Annotated in this window: 16 protein-coding genes and 1 pseudogene; 7 read left to right on the top strand and 10 right to left on the bottom strand. The window is 62.0% G+C overall.

Annotated elements, in window-relative coordinates; all coding sequences use genetic code 11:
• Positions 1 to 9 precede the first annotated feature (9 nt).
• Positions 10 to 870: an NmrA family NAD(P)-binding protein gene (locus CIT25_RS21310; RefSeq protein ID WP_095486465.1), complete on the top strand. Its 861-nt coding sequence runs from the start codon at positions 10 to 12 to the stop codon at positions 868 to 870.
• 54 nt (positions 871 to 924) lie between these two features.
• Here CIT25_RS21310 and CIT25_RS21305 read toward each other — a convergent pair whose 3' ends face one another.
• From CIT25_RS21305 to CIT25_RS21295, 3 genes are read right to left on the bottom strand one after another with little or no spacing between them, the layout of a single operon-like run.
• On the bottom strand, positions 925 to 3,204 hold the full coding sequence (locus tag CIT25_RS21305; protein ID WP_095486464.1) for a xanthine dehydrogenase family protein molybdopterin-binding subunit: 2,280 nt from the start codon (positions 3,202 to 3,204) through the stop codon (positions 925 to 927).
• Positions 3,201 to 4,229 carry an FAD binding domain-containing protein gene (locus tag CIT25_RS21300; RefSeq protein WP_095486463.1) on the bottom strand — a complete coding sequence of 343 codons (1,029 nt, stop codon included), beginning with the start codon at positions 4,227 to 4,229 and terminating at the stop codon, positions 3,201 to 3,203. The genes CIT25_RS21305 and CIT25_RS21300 overlap by 4 nt, the downstream gene beginning before the upstream one ends.
• Position 4,230: 1 nt before the next feature.
• Entirely contained in the window at positions 4,231 to 4,863 is a 633-nt protein-coding gene (locus tag CIT25_RS21295; RefSeq protein ID WP_095486462.1) for a (2Fe-2S)-binding protein, read from the bottom strand.
• A 217-nt stretch (positions 4,864 to 5,080) separates the two neighbouring features.
• On the opposite strand from CIT25_RS21295, the gene CIT25_RS21290 reads away from it, so the two are divergent.
• On the top strand, positions 5,081 to 5,524 hold the full coding sequence (locus CIT25_RS21290; RefSeq protein WP_095486461.1) for a PPC domain-containing DNA-binding protein: 444 nt from the start codon (positions 5,081 to 5,083) through the stop codon (positions 5,522 to 5,524).
• A 48-nt stretch (positions 5,525 to 5,572) separates the two neighbouring features.
• Here the strand turns inward: CIT25_RS21290 and CIT25_RS21285 are convergent, their stop codons facing one another.
• The 4 genes from CIT25_RS21285 to CIT25_RS21270 all read right to left on the bottom strand — a co-directional run bounded on the left by CIT25_RS21285 (position 5,573) and on the right by CIT25_RS21270 (position 8,880).
• The gene (locus CIT25_RS21285; protein WP_095486460.1) at positions 5,573 to 6,847 is read right to left on the bottom strand and encodes a DUF763 domain-containing protein; all 1,275 of its coding nucleotides are present in this window, start codon (positions 6,845 to 6,847) and stop codon (positions 5,573 to 5,575) included.
• A gap of 155 nt (positions 6,848 to 7,002) precedes the next feature.
• Complete coding sequence (locus CIT25_RS21280; protein WP_425351749.1) at positions 7,003 to 7,770, bottom strand: MgtC/SapB family protein; 768 nt, start codon at positions 7,768 to 7,770, stop codon at positions 7,003 to 7,005.
• 28 nt (positions 7,771 to 7,798) lie between these two features.
• Positions 7,799 to 8,236: a GFA family protein gene (locus tag CIT25_RS21275; RefSeq protein ID WP_095486458.1), complete on the bottom strand. Its 438-nt coding sequence runs from the start codon at positions 8,234 to 8,236 to the stop codon at positions 7,799 to 7,801.
• Complete coding sequence (locus CIT25_RS21270; RefSeq protein ID WP_095486457.1) at positions 8,233 to 8,880, bottom strand: alpha-ketoglutarate-dependent dioxygenase AlkB; 648 nt, start codon at positions 8,878 to 8,880, stop codon at positions 8,233 to 8,235. The genes CIT25_RS21275 and CIT25_RS21270 overlap by 4 nt, the downstream gene beginning before the upstream one ends.
• Positions 8,881 to 9,020: 140 nt before the next feature.
• Here CIT25_RS21270 and CIT25_RS21265 point away from each other — a divergent pair, with 140 nt between their 5' ends.
• Positions 9,021 to 9,236, top strand: coding sequence for a KTSC domain-containing protein (locus tag CIT25_RS21265; RefSeq protein WP_095486456.1), 216 nt, complete (start codon positions 9,021 to 9,023; stop codon positions 9,234 to 9,236).
• A 74-nt stretch (positions 9,237 to 9,310) separates the two neighbouring features.
• On the opposite strand, the gene CIT25_RS21260 is transcribed toward CIT25_RS21265, so the two are convergent.
• Entirely contained in the window at positions 9,311 to 9,538 is a 228-nt protein-coding gene (locus tag CIT25_RS21260; RefSeq protein ID WP_095486617.1) for a hypothetical protein, read from the bottom strand.
• A 173-nt stretch (positions 9,539 to 9,711) separates the two neighbouring features.
• Between CIT25_RS21260 and ku (CIT25_RS21255) the strand changes: the two genes are divergently transcribed.
• Both ku (CIT25_RS21255) and ligD read left to right on the top strand, forming a co-directional pair.
• On the top strand, positions 9,712 to 10,581 hold the full coding sequence (gene ku, locus CIT25_RS21255) for a non-homologous end joining protein Ku (protein ID WP_095486455.1): 870 nt from the start codon (positions 9,712 to 9,714) through the stop codon (positions 10,579 to 10,581).
• Positions 10,582 to 10,584: 3 nt separating this feature from the next.
• Positions 10,585 to 13,131: a DNA ligase D gene (gene ligD, locus CIT25_RS21250; RefSeq protein WP_095486454.1), complete on the top strand. Its 2,547-nt coding sequence runs from the start codon at positions 10,585 to 10,587 to the stop codon at positions 13,129 to 13,131.
• 33 nt (positions 13,132 to 13,164) lie between these two features.
• Here the strand turns inward: ligD and CIT25_RS21245 are convergent, their stop codons facing one another.
• Both CIT25_RS21245 and ku (CIT25_RS21240) read right to left on the bottom strand, forming a co-directional pair.
• Entirely contained in the window at positions 13,165 to 14,178 is a 1,014-nt protein-coding gene (locus CIT25_RS21245) for an ATP-dependent DNA ligase (protein ID WP_095486453.1), read from the bottom strand.
• Between the two features lie 42 nt (positions 14,179 to 14,220).
• A complete protein-coding gene (ku, locus tag CIT25_RS21240; RefSeq protein ID WP_095486452.1) occupies positions 14,221 to 15,018 on the bottom strand; it encodes a non-homologous end joining protein Ku in 798 nt (265 codons plus the stop codon).
• Between the two features lie 189 nt (positions 15,019 to 15,207).
• On the opposite strand from ku (CIT25_RS21240), the pseudogene CIT25_RS38715 reads away from it, so the two are divergent.
• A pseudogene (locus tag CIT25_RS38715) lies at positions 15,208 to 15,435 on the top strand (ABC transporter substrate-binding protein); the annotation flags it as partial.
• A gap of 19 nt (positions 15,436 to 15,454) precedes the next feature.
• Positions 15,455 to 16,309, top strand: a complete 855-nt coding sequence (locus tag CIT25_RS37600; protein WP_095486451.1) for a branched-chain amino acid ABC transporter substrate-binding protein — start codon at positions 15,455 to 15,457, stop codon at positions 16,307 to 16,309.
• The last annotated feature ends 135 nt before the right edge of the window (positions 16,310 to 16,444 follow it).

Below are 16,444 nucleotides of genomic sequence, written 5' to 3'. Positions count from 1 at the left end.
GGATCGGCCATGAACATCATTCTCGGGGGCACGGGCCATGTTGGTTCTGCTGCAGCCATGTCGCTTTTGCAGCAGGGCGAAGCGGTCACCATCGTAACTCGCGACCCCTCCAAAGCCGCCGACTGGACCCGGCGTGGCGCTGAAATCGCGGTGGCGGATGTCCACGACAGCGAGGCCCTTCGTCACGTCTTTCGTCAAGGCGAGCGCCTGTTTCTGCTCAATCCGCCAGCAGACCCATCGACCGACACCGACGTTGAAGAGCGCAAGACCGTTGCCGCCATCATTGCGGCCCTTGAAGGATCTGGATTGCGAAAGATCGTCGCGCAATCAACCTACGGCGCTCAGCCCGGCGACCGGTGTGGCGACCTGAACATCCTTTACGGGTTGGAGCAGAAACTGCGCACCCAGCCGATCCCTGCCAGCATCATCCGGGCCGCATATTATATGAGCAACTGGGATTCTGCTCTTGAAACTGCGGAGCAGGATGGGGTGGTGAACACCTTTTTTCCGGCGGACTTCAGATTGCCGATGGTGGCCCCGGACGACCTTGGGCGCGCCGCCGCCCGTTTGCTGAAAGAGCCGATCGAGCAGACAGGTACCCACTATGTCGAAGGGCCGGCGCGCTATGCTGCGTCTGATGTCGCGGCTTGTCTGAGCGACGAGTTACGAAAAGACATTCAGGTGGTGACGGCACCGCGTGAAAAATGGCAAGAGACCTTTGAGGGCATGGGCTTTTCCAGGGCGGCTGCCGAGTCGTATGCGCGCATGACCGCCCTCACTCTGGACGAGCTTGAACTGCCCGCCGATCCCGAGCGTGGCACTGTTTCCCTGCAACGCTACATTTCCGATTTGCTGGCCCGACGCAATTAGCGCCGCAAGGCAGCGGTGACTATCTCTGTGTTTTCAACCCGTTACCGGAGCAAATTATACTATTAAATCCTCTATTCTGATCGGCAGATCGCGGATACGCCTGCCGGTGGCGTGATACACCGCGCTTGCGACGGCGGCTGCCGTTCCGACATTGCCGAGTTCGCCCAATCCCTTGACGCCGGCCGGGTTGACCGCGTGATCGACTTCCGGGACTAGGATCACCTCAAGCTGCTTTATGTCGGCGTTGACCGGCACCAGATAGTCCTGCAGATCGCGGTTGACGTAGCGGGCATGGCGCTGGTCGATTTCGGTCGCCTCGTGCAGGGCCTGACCAATGCCCCAGATCATGCCGCCCATCAACTGGCTGCGCGCGGTGCGCGTATTCATGATGCGGCCGGCGGCAAAGGCGCCGACGATGCGGGGTACCCGGATCTCCCTCGTGTAGCTGTTGATGCGCACTTCAACCAATTCTGCGCCATAGGCGTATTTCACCGAATCCTCGTCCTGATCGCCGCCGTGGAATTCCGCCTGCCCGGCATAGAGCTTCTTCAAGGCCTCCGGCGACGAGCCTTTCGGCGCAAACTCGGCATATTCTTCGAGCGCGCCGATCTGCATCGCGTTGAAGACGTCGGACAGTCTGGCCGACTTGCCGCTATCGGTGACGACGGCCTCCTTTTCCATTTCCAACTTTGCCTTGCCGGACCCCGCCAGCGGTCCGCCTTCCCCGACAGCCGCGGCGAAGAGTTTTTCGCGAATCGCGTCGCAGGCTTTCAGAACCGCCGAGCAGACACTTGCGGTCGAAATCGAGCCGCCAGAGACCGGCGCCGGCGGCAAGGTGCTGTCGCCCATCTCGACGCTCACCTTGTCGATATCGACGCCAAGCCGTTCGGCCGCCATCTGCCCCGCTACGGTGCGCACGCCGGTGCCGATCTCGTGCGAGCCGGATTGGACACGAACATGGCCGTCGTCGGTCAGGCGGACACGGGCTGCGCAGGGTGCTGCGGCGGTCGGGTAGATGGCGGTCGCACAGCCCATGCCGACCAGCCAGTCGCCATCACGCATCGAGCCTACTGCCGCTTCGCGCTTTGACCAGCCGAAGGCCTCCGCGGCCTGGTCATAGCACTTGATCAGCGATCTGCTGGAGAACGGCTTGCCGCCGATCGGTTCCTTTTCCGGCTCGTTGATGCGGCGGAATTCGACCGGATCCATGCCGAGTTCCACAGCCATTTCGTCCATGGCGTTTTCGAGCGCATAGACGTAGGGCGTCTCGGGCGGCGAACGCATGTAGCCGGGTGTGTTGCGGTCTGCATGCACAAGAGAGACGCGGGTCAGCACCGAGCCGTAATTGTACATGCGGCTGGTCGCCGAGGTGCCGCCGACGACATAGGGATCGAGTCGCGAGGTCACTTCCCAGCCTTCGTGACCGAAGGCGGTGATGCGGCCGTCCCTGTTCGCGCCGATACGGATGCGGTGCCGGGTCTCCGCCCTATAGGTTTGTGTGTCGTAAGCCTGCAGGCGGCTGACCACGCAGCGCACCGGCCGGCCGACCCGGCGGGCCGCGACCGCCACGATCGCCGTGCGGGCGGTCATCGGCCCCTTGGAGCCGAAAGCACCGCCGATATAGGGACTGACGATCCGTACATTGGCCGGGTCGATCTTCAGTTGCCGTGCCAGTTCGGTCTTCCAGCCGGTGACGTTCTGACTTGGCTCGTGCACGGTGAGTTGGTCGCCCTGCCACCACGCCGTCGTGGAAAACAGCTCGATCGGATTGTGGTGCTGGGTCGGCGTCGAGTATTTCTGGTCGATCTTCACCGCAGCCGCAGCATAGGCCGCGTCGAAATCGCCGGCTTTAAGGTTCTCCTTGTACATCGGACTTTTGCCGGCGGCAGGCTCGATCCTGGTTCCCCGGGAATCGAAGCTGGCGCTGGGTGTTTCTTGCGCATAGTCGGCGCGGATCAGCATAGCTGCCTCCGCCGCCGCCTCGAATGTCTCGGCAACCACCAGAGCGATGATCTGGCCGTCATGGAAGATGGTCTTGTCGTGCAGCGGAGCGATCGAGCTTGCGCCGGTATTGCCGAATTCTGGCTTGTCGACCTCATCCATATCACCGACGCTGACGATATCGAGGACGCCGGGCACCGCACGGGCCCTCTCGAGCCGGAGGGCGGAAATGCTGCCCTTGGCGATGGTGCTGGTGGCAAGCACGCCATAGGCGACATTCGCGGTCGCAAGGTCGGCTGGGTAACCAGCCTGGCCGGTAACCTTCAGGCGGGCATCGATCCGGGGAACGGGATTTCCCATATTCTCTTTCGGCGCGGGGGCAGCTTGGTTCATGATGGGACCTTCATGTCGCGTGTTTCGAGCAAGGCTCGCACCAGAGTGCGTTTGCCGAGTGGCACCTTGAATGCATTGTGTTCCCTTGGCTTCGCCTCGGCGAATGCGATCTCGGCGGCGGCCTCGGCTGCATCGCGATCGAGCACCTTGCCGTGCAATGCCTCTTCAGCCGCCCTTGCGCGCCAAGGCACGGTCGCCACGCCGCCAAGCGCTATGCGTGCTTGCCTGACCTTGTCACCGTCCATATCGAGAGCGACGGCCGCCGAGGCCAGCGCAAACGCATAGGATTCGCGATCGCGGATCTTCAGGAAGCGCGAGCGGTGGCTCCAGGCCCTGATTGGAACATCGATGGCTACGATGACTTCGTCGGCTGCCAGATCTGTCTCTATGTTGGGCGTATCGCCGGGCAGGTGGTGCAGCTTGGCGAAAGGTATCCTGCGCAAGCCCTTCCTCCCCTCGGCTTCGATGACGGCGTCGAGCGCGATCAGGGCCTGGGCGAAATCGCCGTGATAGGTAGCTATACAGGTGTCGCTGGTGCCGAGGACCGCATGCTGCCGGTTCAAGCCTTCCAGCGCAGCGCAACCGGATCCCGGCTCGCGCTTGTTGCACGGCCAGGATGTCTCGCGAAAATACTCGCACCGCGTCCGCTGCAGCACATTGCCGGCCAGGCTGGCCATGTTGCGGATCTGGCCGCTGGCCGCCAATTTCAGGCTTTCGGCAAGCAGCGGGCAACGGCGCTTGATCTCGGCCCTGTCTGCCGCCTCGCCCATGCGAACCAGCGCGCCGAAACGGATGGTGTCGTCGCTGATCCTGATCTGCCGCAAGGCCGGTTCGGCCAGACCGTTGAGATCGAGCAGGCGCTCGGGCTGCGCCACGCCAAGCTTCATGTAATCGGCCATATTGGTGCCGCCGGCGATGAATTGGGCGTTGGCCTGTGTCGGGGGAACGCGCGCATCAGTAAAATGCGAGGCGGCGGCGACGGCCGCGGAAACGTTGGTCGGTCTTTCGTAAGCGAAGGGGCGCATCTCAGGCCCTCCTGGTCTCGTCTCGCGCCTGGACAATGGCGGCGACAATGTTCGGATAGGCGGCGCACCGGCATAGATTACCGCTCATATATTCGCGGATGTCGTCTTCCGAACCGGCGTGGCCCTCGTTGACGCAGCCGATGGCTGACATGATCTGGCCCGGCGTGCAGTAGCCGCACTGGAAAGCATCGTTGTCGATGAAAGCCTGCTGCATCGGGTGCAGACTCCCGTCGACGGAAGCGATCCCCTCCACGGTCGTGATTTCACGACCTTCATTCATGATGGCGAAGCTCAGGCAGGAAAGCACACGCTTGCCATCGACAAGCACAGTGCAAGCCCCGCACTGGCCGTGGTCACAACCCTTCTTTGTGCCCGTCAGGCCGACATGATCGCGCAGCGCGTCAAGCAGGCTCGTGCGATTGTCGAGGGCGAGATTGTAGGCTTGCCTGTTGATGCGAATCGAAATCGTCGACAGATCGCGCGGCCCGGCCAAACTTGCGGTTGATTGTTCAGCCGCTTTCACCGACTTCGCCAGCAGCGGCGCAGCCGCGGCCGCCGAAACGGATCCGGTCATGAAGCCGCGTCGGCTGAGGACGGGCAATGTGGGTTTGCTGGGGGATTTGGCATCGGACATGGCTGGCTCCAGGCTGGCTGCGTCTCAAGCCGGCCAAACCATCCGCTGAAGCCAAGGTTCCCTCCCTCACGCGCCTGTGATCGCGTCTCCTCCAGACGCGCGGTCCAATCGCCAGCTTCGAATTGGCATTCGGAACTCTCCAGCCGTCATTTCGTTCAAACTCAGTCGACTGAAAAGACGACAACGCAAAAGCCGACATGGCGTCTGGAGTGAAACCATGAAATCGCAGCTCGTCGCCGAAAGCGCCGGACAAAGGACATTCGTGGTGGTGCTTGATCCTGGCGAGGAAGCGTTCGCAGCGCTTACCTCTTTCGCGGTCGATCAGGACATCGGCGGCGCCTCGCTGACCGCGCTCGGCGCCTTCGAAAGGGCGACTGTCGGCTGGTTCGACCCCAGGGAAAAGACCTATCGGAAAATCCCGGTGCTGGAACAGTGCGAGGTGCTCAGCGCGATCGGCGATATTGCGATCGGCGACGACGGCAAGCCCAGCCTTCACGTTCACGCGGTGCTCGGGTTGCGCGACGGCAGCACGAAGGGCGGACATCTGCTCGAAGGCATCGTTCAGCCGACACTCGAAGTCACTTTGGTGGAAGCGCCTGGGCATCTGCACCGCAGGAAACGCCCGGAACTCGGTATCGCCTTGATTGACCTGGACGCCTGAAGCCGAATGCGGATCAGGCCAGGTCCGCTGAATTGCGATTCGGCCCGATTATCCCTTTTGTTTGACTTGCCTGACGTCCGCGGGCGCCTCGGGTGCGGGCTCCCAGCCGAACACGCTGCGACCGCCGAGCAGATGCGATTGGTCGAACTCTCCGGCAATAATTTCCTTCAGGCTGGGGCCCGTGACATAGCGCTCAACCTGCCGCGATTGGTCGTCCAGCCGCTTCAAGGCACCTATTTCTTCGTCGCGGCCGAGCCTGGCCTTGTGGACGGCGGACTTCAGCACGCCGATCGTCTCGTCATAGACCTTCAGCGGCACAGGAAACGGATGCCTGTCCTTGCCGCCATGCGCCAGCGAGAAGCGGCCGGGATCGGAAAACCGGCATGGCGCGCCATGCAGAACCTCGGCCACCAGCGCCAGCGCCCGCACCGTGCGCGCGCCGACGCCGGGGACTAGGAGAAGCTCGGAGAAATCAGCGGGGCCACGCTCCGCAGCCGCCGCCATGTTCCCATGAAGACGGTGCATGACGATATCGCTTTCGCGAACGTCGTGGTGTGCCGGCATGACGAGGTGCGGCAGCATTGGCTGGTCCGGTTCCGGCGCCGTAGCCACGTCACGCTCGAGCGCGGCGAATTCCCTCAGAATGCGATCCGGTCCGAGGTCCTGCAGGAGCTCCAGCTGCCCCTTGCGCGATGCGTGGGCCCGGCGGTCGGTCAGGTTGACGATCTCGCCCTGGTTGGCGCCCTCGATGGCGGCATGCGGCTGGTCGACGAAGCTCTTCAGGCCTTCGGACAGCCAATGATAGCGGCGCGCCACCTTGCTGTCGCCATTCATCCCCTGCTGGACCACGACCCAGTCGCCGTCATCGGTCACGATGAAGCCATGCAGATAGAGATCGAAGCCGTCCTGAACGGCGGCACTGTCAACCTTGGCGACGAGCCGGCTGGCCGTTGCCAGGCCTGCTCCGTCGAAGCCGACGCGCTCGCCGATGACCGCAAGCTCGTGCGGGGTCTTGCGCGAATGCGAGCCGCGGCCGCCGCACACGTGAATGCCGAGTTCGCCGGAGAGCGGCGCCAACCCGCGTTTCAAGGCGCCGATGACGCTGGTCGTGATGCCGGAGGAATGCCAGTCCATTCCCATCACGGCGCCAAACGACTGGAACCAGAAGGGATGCGCCAACCGGCGCAGCAGCTCCTCGCGGCCGTAGTGGTGAATGATCGCCTCGCACATGACTGCGCCAAGGCGCGTCATGCGGTCGCCGAGCCATTTCGGCACGCGTCCGCCATGAAGTGGAAGGTCTGCGCTTCCCGATCGTTGTGCCAAATCTTGCCTATTCCCGATATACGCCTTGCACTCGACAGATAGGTATCGAAAGCAGCGTGAAGAAGCGATCATGCCCGTTTCGTGCAGCCGATGCTGCCGGCCTTGGTGCCCGGCCCACCTGGCAATCCCGGCTCACTTAGCAATCAATGCAGCGGTTATCGCGCTTCGCTGAGGAGATCAAACTTCTCGATCTCGCAATGCTCACCGACCAATGCCAACAAATCCGTCGGCGGCGGTGCCCTGTCAGGCCGCCTCCAACTGATTTCGAACGACATCACGGGGTTGTCGCGATCCGGGCGCCGCTCCATTCCAACCAGGCGTGGCCGATAACCGGAAGGGCCGACGATTGCGTCAAGCTCTTCATGATCCGCCGCCTTCCAGGTGAGCGCCAGGGTAGCATGATGTTCGCGCGGTATCACCAGATCGACCCATTTCAACACGAGCAGAATGATCAGCGTCAGCGCCGTCCCGGCCGCGCCCAAGGCGTATTGGCCACCCCCGAAAGCCAATCCGATCATTGTCATCATCCACAACGTCGCTGCCGTGGTGACGCCGCTGACAAGACTGCCCCGGCGAAGAATGGCGCCGCCGCCGATGAAGCCGACGCCTGTCAACACGCCCAAGGGAAAGCGCAGCACGTCCATCCGGGCAAAGGAATCCGGATCTTTGCCGCCGACCCCCAGCAGAATAGTGGCCTGTGTCATTGCGATCGCAGCCGCCAGCCCGACCAGGATCGTTGTCCTGAGGCCGGCCGCCTGTCCGCGCGCCTCCCGGTCGAGGCCGATCAATGAACCGGCGAGCACGGTCAGAAGCAAGCGCGCGGCGATGTCTTGCCAAACTGGGATAAGAGACATCGGTAAACCCTGATCGCCGCTGGTGTTTGGATTACGAACTTGATCGCAATTCAATTCGGCTAGGGCCATTCGGGTTCCATCGGCGGCGTTTTGCCGGTTACCGATCGGCTGGATTTCCGACCGCCGGATCGCGCCGTCTTGAATATCTTCCCACGCGCGGCAGATCGTCGGGAAATTCCACCCACGGCAGCTTCATGTCCCAATAGGCATGAGCCTGCGGCGCAAAGCGTTCGGGGTGGTCGAAGAAGCCGATCGTCAGATAGAGTTCTTCGGGAAGCCCCTGGTCGAGATAGGCTATGGATGTGCCGCAATCGGCGCAGAAGGTGCGGAGCACGCCTTCAGTCCTTGAGAACGTCTTCGGCGCGCCGGTCAGCAATCTGAATTGCGCCGGTCGATAGCCGACCCAGACGGTCAGCGGGCTCCCTATGGCCTTGCGGCAATCGTCGTCGTGATCGGAGCAAATCCAGAACGGGTCGCCATGCATCTCAGCCGTTATCGAACCGCAAAAACAGGAGCCGGTCTCGATCCTTGTCATCGAACCACCCCTTTCGACGGAAGCGAACGTTGCGGCCGCAGGCTCCGCAAGGTGATCGAATAGCGGTGCGCGGCAACCGGAGGGATGCTGTGCTCCCATTCGGTGCGCGCCGGGCCCGTCATCAGGTAAGCAGACCTTGGCTCGACGATGATGGTCTCGCGATCCCATCTCGTGCCGTTCTTCCGGCGCAGCCGAAAGCTGCATGGCGCAAGAAGGGAAACGCCGGCCACGGCATCGAAATGCGGCTTGTCGCGATGCCATCCGATACCGGCGCCGGGTCGGTACTCGTTGATCAAGACCTGCACGAAAGCGTCGACGGGCAGCCGCGCAAATGCTGCCGCCTTCTCCCTAAGCGGCATCAGAAAAGCCGGGATCGGCGGCGCCGCGACGACTTTGCGTTGGTCGAAATCGTAGCGCAGGCCAAAACCGGCGACGCGCCGGTTTGCGAGGTGGCCATGAAAGTCGAAAGGCTGGAAGGCGAGACTTTCGAGCTGCCGCACCAGCTCAGCCTCTTCCTCCGCCGTGATCAACTCCGGCTGGTAGTGAAATCCCTCCGGCAGATCGTCGAGCGCACGAAAATCGGGCGCGCCAAACAGGTCGCCTTGGCCGGCGATTTCCGGTTGCTTGGTTTTGAGCGGTGGCATCAATCCTAATTGGTGAAGCCGCCCGGTGGCGGCAAGGTCTTGGAGGCGCCGAGCCGGCCGGATCATCGCCTCCTATCTTTACGAGGCGGAACCTGGATCGCCGGGGCGGGTTATTGCCCAGACGCGTCGAGTGTTGGGAAATGCCTTCAACTGCTATCCAAAGCATCAATTACGATCCGGCGACGAGGACCCTCTCCGTATGGTTTGTTCCAAGTGGGAATCGCTACGATTACGACGACGTGCCGCCGCAGACTTACACTGAATTCCGCAAAGCCCCGTCAAAAGGCCGCTTCTTCAACGCGTTCATTCGAGATCGGTATAGCTACCATTTGGTCGAGCAGAGCCGGTCGGGTTGAAACCCGGCGCCCTTGCGTCGAGAATGCATCCGGGAAGAGACGGCTTCCTCGTAGAACCGGTCGGTTGACCGGTTTCATTGCGCCGGCGGCGTACCGGGTTGATCGCCGCCCGTCGACGACTTGGGCGTAGGATCTTTGTCGACCTCGGGACTTTGCTCGACGGTGTTGGTGTTGCTCTGAGTCGGTTCAGTGCTGCTGGTGCTGCCCTGTGTCGGTTCGGCCTCGTTGCTGCAGCCCGCTAAAGCCAGAGCCGCAACCAGAGCCGACAAAAACGACAGTCTCGTCAATGATAGTCTCGTCATGGCCAACCGCTCCCTTCCTGCTCGACAACGGCGGGTCATGAATTTGGTTGCAGCGGAACGGTTTGTCTGTAGGCCAGGCATCCGATCATCGCCGTGTAGGCACCAAGGAACAAATCTGCGCGCCGCCACGTTGCATTTCCAGTGCAAACGCTTGTGACAGTGAGGCTGTTGTCTTGGCGCCGAGAGCAAATTGGAAGGGCTTCCTGAAAATTGGAGAACTTAGCTGTCCGGTGGCGCTCTATACGGCTGCCTCGACTTCAGAACGGATCGCCTTCCACACGGTAAACCGCGCCACGGGACATAGGGTGCATCGCGCGTTCGTCGACAGCGATAGCGGCAAATCCGTCGAGAAGGACGATCAGGTCAAAGGCTATGAGATCAGCGCGGGTGACTACGTCGTGCTCGAACCCGATGAGGTCGCAGCCGCCGTCCCCGAGAGCGACAAAACGTTGTCCGTCTCGGCCTTCATCGGCTGTTCCGATGTCGACGACGTGTATTTCGACAAGCCGTATTATCTGGCCCCGCCGGACAAACACGCGGAAGAAGCATTTGGGCTGATCCGCGAAGGCATGCGCAGGAAGAAAGTCGCCGCGATCGCCCAGACCGTCCTGTTCCGGCGCGTCCGGACCTTGCTCATCCGGGCCTATGACGAAGGGCTGGTCGCAACGACGCTGAATTTCGACTACGAGGTGCGCTCGGCAGAGGAGGCCTTCGACAACGTGCCCGACATGAAGATCACGGGTGAGATGCTCGAACTGGCCGAACACATTATCAAGACCAAGAAGGGCAAATTCGATCCGACCAAATTCGACGACCGTTATGAGGCAGCGCTGGCCGAGCTTGTGAAGGCAAAGCTCGAAGGCAAGAAGATCGCAGTTCCGAAGCAGCCCAAGCGGGAAAAGGTCGTCGATCTTATGGACGCGCTGCGCCAGAGTGCCGGCGGTGGCGGCAAGCCGCCCTCGACCAGAAAACCCGCGGCAAAATCAAAGCCGGCTCGTCACGCGAAGCCGAAGCAGACAGCGCCGCGTCGGAAGGCCGGCTGACCGATGGCGCTCGAGACCTACCGCAAGAAGCGCGATTTTTCCGTCACCCCGGAGCCCCAGGGCCGCAAGGCGCCGAGGACGGGGAACAGCTTCGTCATACAGAAGCATGATGCGACGCGGCTCCACTATGATTTCCGTTTGGAAATGGACGGCGTCCTGAAGAGCTGGGCCGTCACCAAAGGGCCGAGCCTGATCCCCGGCGAGAAGCGCCTTGCCGTTCATGTCGAGGATCATCCCTTGGAGTATGGCGGTTTCGAAGGCACCATCCCGAAGGGCGAATATGGCGGCGGCACCGTCATCCTGTGGGACAGAGGCACCTGGACGACGATCGGCGACGCGCATCGCGGCTATGCAAAAGGCCATCTCGATTTCGAACTTCACGGGGAGAAGCTTGGCGGCCGCTGGCATCTTGTGCGGATGGCCGGAAAGCCGCGGGAGAAGCGCGAGAACTGGCTGCTGATCAAGGGCGACGATGACGCCGCGCGCACGGAAGGCGATCCTGACATTCTGGACGAGCGGCCGGAATCCGTCGCCACCGGCCGCAAGATCGAGGATGTCGCCGGAGAAGCGCCCGGCTGGTCGTCGAAGACGGGGCGCATTGGCAAGCACCGCGGCCGCACGAGGGCCGCTCCCCCGGAAGAGCAGCCCGCCACCGTTGGCGTTCCGGAGCCGTCAAAGATCAAGGGTGCCAAGAAGGCAGCGCTTCCCGATTTCGTCGAGCCGACGCTGGCGACCCTCGTTTCGTCCGCGCCGTCCGGAGAACGCTGGCTGCACGAAATCAAATTCGACGGCTACCGGCTGCAGGCACGGATCGAAGCCGGGCGCGTCAAACTGTTGACGCGCAGCGGTCTCGACTGGACGAAGAAGTTCGGAAAGGCGGTCATTTCGGCGCTGGCCGATATACCTGTCGGGACGGCGCTGATCGATGGTGAACTCGTGGTCGAGACATCCGCCGGCGCGTCGGATTTTTCCGCGTTGCAAGCCGACCTCAGCGAGGGCCGCAGCGATCGCTTTCGCTTCTACGTCTTCGACCTGCTTCATCTCGACGGGTACGATCTGCGCGACGTTGCGTTGATCACGCGCAAGCAATTGCTGGAAAAGGTCATTGGTAGTGATAACGGCATCATCAGCTACAGCGGACATTTTGAGGAGGATGGCACGCTGGTCCTGCGACACGCCTGCCGGCTGAGCCTGGAAGGTGTTGTCTCCAAGCTTCGCGATGCGCCTTACCGCGCGGGCCGCAGCAAGAACTGGGTGAAATCGAAATGCTCGGCGCGACAGGAATTTGTCGTGGCCGGCTACGTCCCCTCGACAACCTCGCGCAATGCGATCGGCTCGCTCGTCCTGGGTGTCTATGACGATGGTAAGCTTCATCATGTCGGACGCGTCGGCACCGGCTACACGGCAGCAGTCGCACAGGACCTGTTCAAGAAGCTCGAGCGGATACGCATTCCGTCAAGCCCGTTCGATGAGCGGCTGAGCGCCGAGGAGGCTCGGCAAGCCCGCTATGTCAGGCCTGAACTCGTCGCCGAAGTCGAGTTCCGGGCCTGGACCGCCGACGGCAATCTGCGCCACGCCTCGTTCCGCGGATTGCGAGAAGACAAACCGGCGAAGGAGATCATCCGCGAAACGCCGAAGACGAACAAGGCAGCACCCAAACCTCAGCGCCGGACCGTCAAGCTCACCCATCCCGACCGCCTCTATTGGCCTGACCAGGGCGTGACCAAGGAAGGTCTCGCCGACTATTATGCCGAAGTCTGGCGCCATGCATCGCCCTACATCGTCGGCCGGGCGTTAGCGCTGGTGCGATGCCCAAGCGGCATTTCGGGCGAGCAGTTCTTCCAGAAGCATGCCTGGAAGGGTCTCAATCCCAACATCGTGCTGGTCCACGATCCCAAGGACCCGCCCGACGAGCGGCTGATCAGCATCAATGATCTCGATGGGCTGATCGGCCTTGTCCAGTCGGCGGCGCTGGAGATCCACCCCTGGGGCTCGTTGGTGAGCGATTGGGAGCGTCCAGACACGATCATCATGGACCTCGATCCTGGCGAGGGCGTGAGCTGGGAGGCGGTGATCGAAGCCGCCGTCGAGACGCGCGACCGGCTGAAGGATGCAGGGCTTGTCCCCTTCATCAAGACCTCCGGCGGCAAGGGCCTTCACGTCGTGGCGCCAGTGAAGCCGAAAGCGCAATGGCCTGTCGTAAAGGCCTTCACCAAGGCGATTGCCGACTCCATGGCGTCCGACAGCCCAGGCCGTTACGTCTCGACCATCACCAAGTCCAAACGACGCGGAAAAATTCTCGTCGACTATCTGCGCAACCAGCGCGGTGCGACCGCAGTCGCCCCCTATTCGACAAGAGCACGACCGGGTGCGTCGGTGTCGATGCCGCTTGCCTGGGACGAACTCGGCCCCGGCATCGGACCGGCCTATTTTACGGTCGAGAACACACCAACCCGGCTTGCCTCGCTGTCGTCGGATCCCTGGCAGGATTTTCGAGCAGCAGCAGCGCCGATCGAAGAACCGGGAAGCCGGCGCAAGAAAGCGGCTTGAAAACCGTATACGGAGAGCACGCGCCGCAGGGACTCAGGCGATCTGCTCAAACGTGCATTGCTCCGGAGCCTTGTCCGGCCGCCAGCGCAGGAACTTGGTGCCGTGCCGGAAACGGTCGCCGGTGACATGATCGAAGCGTACTTCGACCACCAATTCGGGCCGGACCGGCTCCCATTCGCCGCTGCGCTCGGTGCTCCAGCGGCTCGGCCCGCCCGGCGCCTTTCCGGTGAAGCCGGGTGGCTCGCGCATGGCTTCGAGTTTGCGGGTAAGTTCGGCCCTGTCGTCCTTGGCGATGGTCGAGGTGAAGCCGACGTGATCGAGCTTGCCGGCCTCGTTGTACAGACCCAGCAGCAGAGAGCCGACCTGCCGGCTGTTGCTGAGATAACGAAAGCCGCCGACCACGCAATCGGCCGACCGCAACCGCTTTACCTTCACCATCGCGCGCACCCCCGGTTGGTACGGACCGTCCAGCCGCTTGGCGACCACGCCGTCTGTCGCCCCATGTCCGGCAGCCCCTAGCCAGGAGCGGGCTTCTTTCACATCGCGCGTACAGTGCGAAAGCACGATGTTCCTGCGGTTTGCCGAAGCGACGAAAGCCTCAAGGATCGCTCGCCGTTTTTTCAGGGTCCGCGCCAACCAGACGGTTCCGTGCTCGTCGCAGAGCATATCGAACAGGACGATGTGCGCCGGGGTTTCCGCAGACAGCTTGCGGATCCTGCTCTCGGCGGGATGAAGCCGCATCTGGAGGGCGTCGAACGATGGCTTGCCGTCGACCGAGATGACGATTTCACCGTCGACGACAAAACGGCGCGACGGCAGTTCCTTCAATGTCGCGACTAGTTCGGGAAAATAGCGTCCGAGCGGCTTGCCTGACTTTGCGCGCAACTCCACCGCATCATCCTGCCGGAACGCCAGGCAGCGAAAACCGTCCCATTTGCGCTCGTATTGCCATCCGTCTCCTTCGGGAATCGCATCAGCCGCCTTGGCTTCCATCGGAGGCGTGTCGAGCGGCAGGGGGAAGCCGCCGTCGCGGGGGATGACCTTCATTGTGCTGCCTTTGTCCCCCCCGACCAAGCCTGCTCCCAGGCACTATTTTCGCTTTCCGCCCTCCGAGCCGATGCTCTTGCGCAGCGCATCCATGATGTTGATCACGTTGCTGGGCGGTTGCTCGGCCTTGGCCTTGGCCGGACGCTTCTTGCCCTTCTTCTTCGAGGCAATGATCTCCAGCAGCCGCGCCTGGACGGGATCTCCGGTCATGGCGGGATCCCACTGCTTGGTTCGCTCATCGATCAGGGTCGAGACCAAATCCATCATTTTCGAGTCGGGTTTGGCTTCGCTGATCTTGCCAAAATAGTCCTCGGGATCGCGAACCTCGTCGCCATAGCGCAGTGTCCACAGCACGATGCCCTTGCCTCGTGGTTCAAGCATGACGGCGCGCTCGCGGCGATACATGACCAGTCGCGATATTCCGACTGTCCCTGTCGACTGCATGGCGTCGCGAATGACCGAGAATGCCTCCTCTCCGACCGGGTCGTCAGGAGTGAGATAATGGGGCTTGTCGTACCAAATCCAGCCGATGCTGTCGGCATTGACGAACATATCGATGTCGATGGTGCGCGTGCTCTCCAGCCCGACCGCGTCGATCTCATCGTCCTCGAGCAGCACGTATTCGTCCTCACCGCGCTGATACCCCTTCACCTCGTCGTCTTCAGCAACGGGCTTGCCGCTAACGGCGTCGACATATTGGCTGACGACCCGATGCCCGCTCTTGCGATTGAGCGTGTGGAACCGGACCTTTTCGCTCTCGGTGGTTGCGGGCGTCATCGCGACCGGACAGGTCACCAGCGAAAGCTTCAGATAGCCTTTCCAAAAAGGACGTGGCGCCATCAAGGACCCCCGGGGCAGGTGTAAAACAGTCGAACGCGCCAGGGCGATCGATTGTTCCAGCAGCGTTTTTTTCGCGCGCCCAAGACTCGCCAGCAAGAATCCATCATTTTTCCGGCTCGAGACGGAACCGATGAGCGCAAGCGCAGTTCGGAACAGACAAACAGCTCGGCCTCAGCAAGGACCATTTCAATGTCGGAAGCGATCCGGATCGCAATCGGCGCTCCATTGTCGGGAAATGCCGCAGCGCTTGGCGCCGAGATGAAGCAGGCGATCGAGCTCGCGGTCGAGGAGCAGAACGCGGACGGTGGCATTGCAGGCTTTCCCATCATGGTTGAGGGTGCGGACGATCAGGGAAAGGTCGAGACCGGACGGCAAGTCGCGGACGACTTTTGCAACCGGTCGGATCTGCTTGGCGTCGTTGGCCACTACAACAGCAATGTCACTATCGCTGCGGCGGAGATCTATGCCGCCCACGACCCTCCCGATGATCACGCCGATCGCTTCCGACACGGCGCTCACCGAGCGCTCTCTTCCGAATGTCTTTCGCTTCACCAACCGGGACGACCAGACCGGAGCAGCCATTGCCCGTCATCTCTACGACGTCTTGGGCAAGCGCCGCGCCGTCCTGGCCGAAACCGAAACCATGTACGGCCACAGCATGGGCATCGCTTTTTCGCGGGCATTTCTGTCGCTCGGAGGCCGCATCGCCGAGCGGCGAACGGTTCGCGAAGGCAGTCGCGATTTTGACCCGCTGGTCGCATCCCTGCGGGCCGATTTCGATCTGTTGTTCTACGGCGGGAGTTTCGAGGGTGCTTTCATTCTGCGAGCGATGCGGCGCGCGGGTCTCCATCAGCTTTTTGCGAGCGGTGACGGCTGTTGGGACGCGGTGAATTTCCTTGAGCCTGCGGGCGAAACGGCGACATTGGGTGAAGGCGTTCTCGTGCTGTCCGCCACGCCCGAAGTGGGTAGGGTCGCTGGTTCAAGCGATTTCGCCGCGCGCTATGCGGCGCGGTTTGGACCGATCGGCAACTATGCCGTGAATTCCTACGATTCAGCCCGCGTGCTGATCGCCGCAATCAAAAACGCGATCGCTGAATCCAAAGGAAATCCGAGCCGGCGCGACGTTCTGACTGCGATGCGAAAGCTACGCTTCAAAGGCATTGCGTATGGCGATCCCGTGCAGTGGGACAAAAAAGGCGACAACCTGGCCGCCGTCACGGCGCTCCATGTGGTGGAGAATGGCCGATTTCGACAAGTTGCCGAAATCCCGCAGATGCAAAGGGCCCGATAGACGCGGCTTCACGACGGCCGCGGCAATTTTTACCAAGGTGAGACGAAACAATTGCCTCCGATCGCCGTTTCGCCAGCAAGGTGAATTTTGGGCGAGGATGATGAGTGCAACCGGCCCGGATGTTTTCGACAAGAC

Source organism: Mesorhizobium mediterraneum, from assembly GCF_002284565.1.
Taxonomy (GTDB): domain Bacteria; phylum Pseudomonadota; class Alphaproteobacteria; order Rhizobiales; family Rhizobiaceae; genus Mesorhizobium; species Mesorhizobium mediterraneum.
The sequence above is the reverse complement of the archived record's forward strand: the minus strand, read 5'-3'. Positions and strand labels throughout refer to the sequence as shown.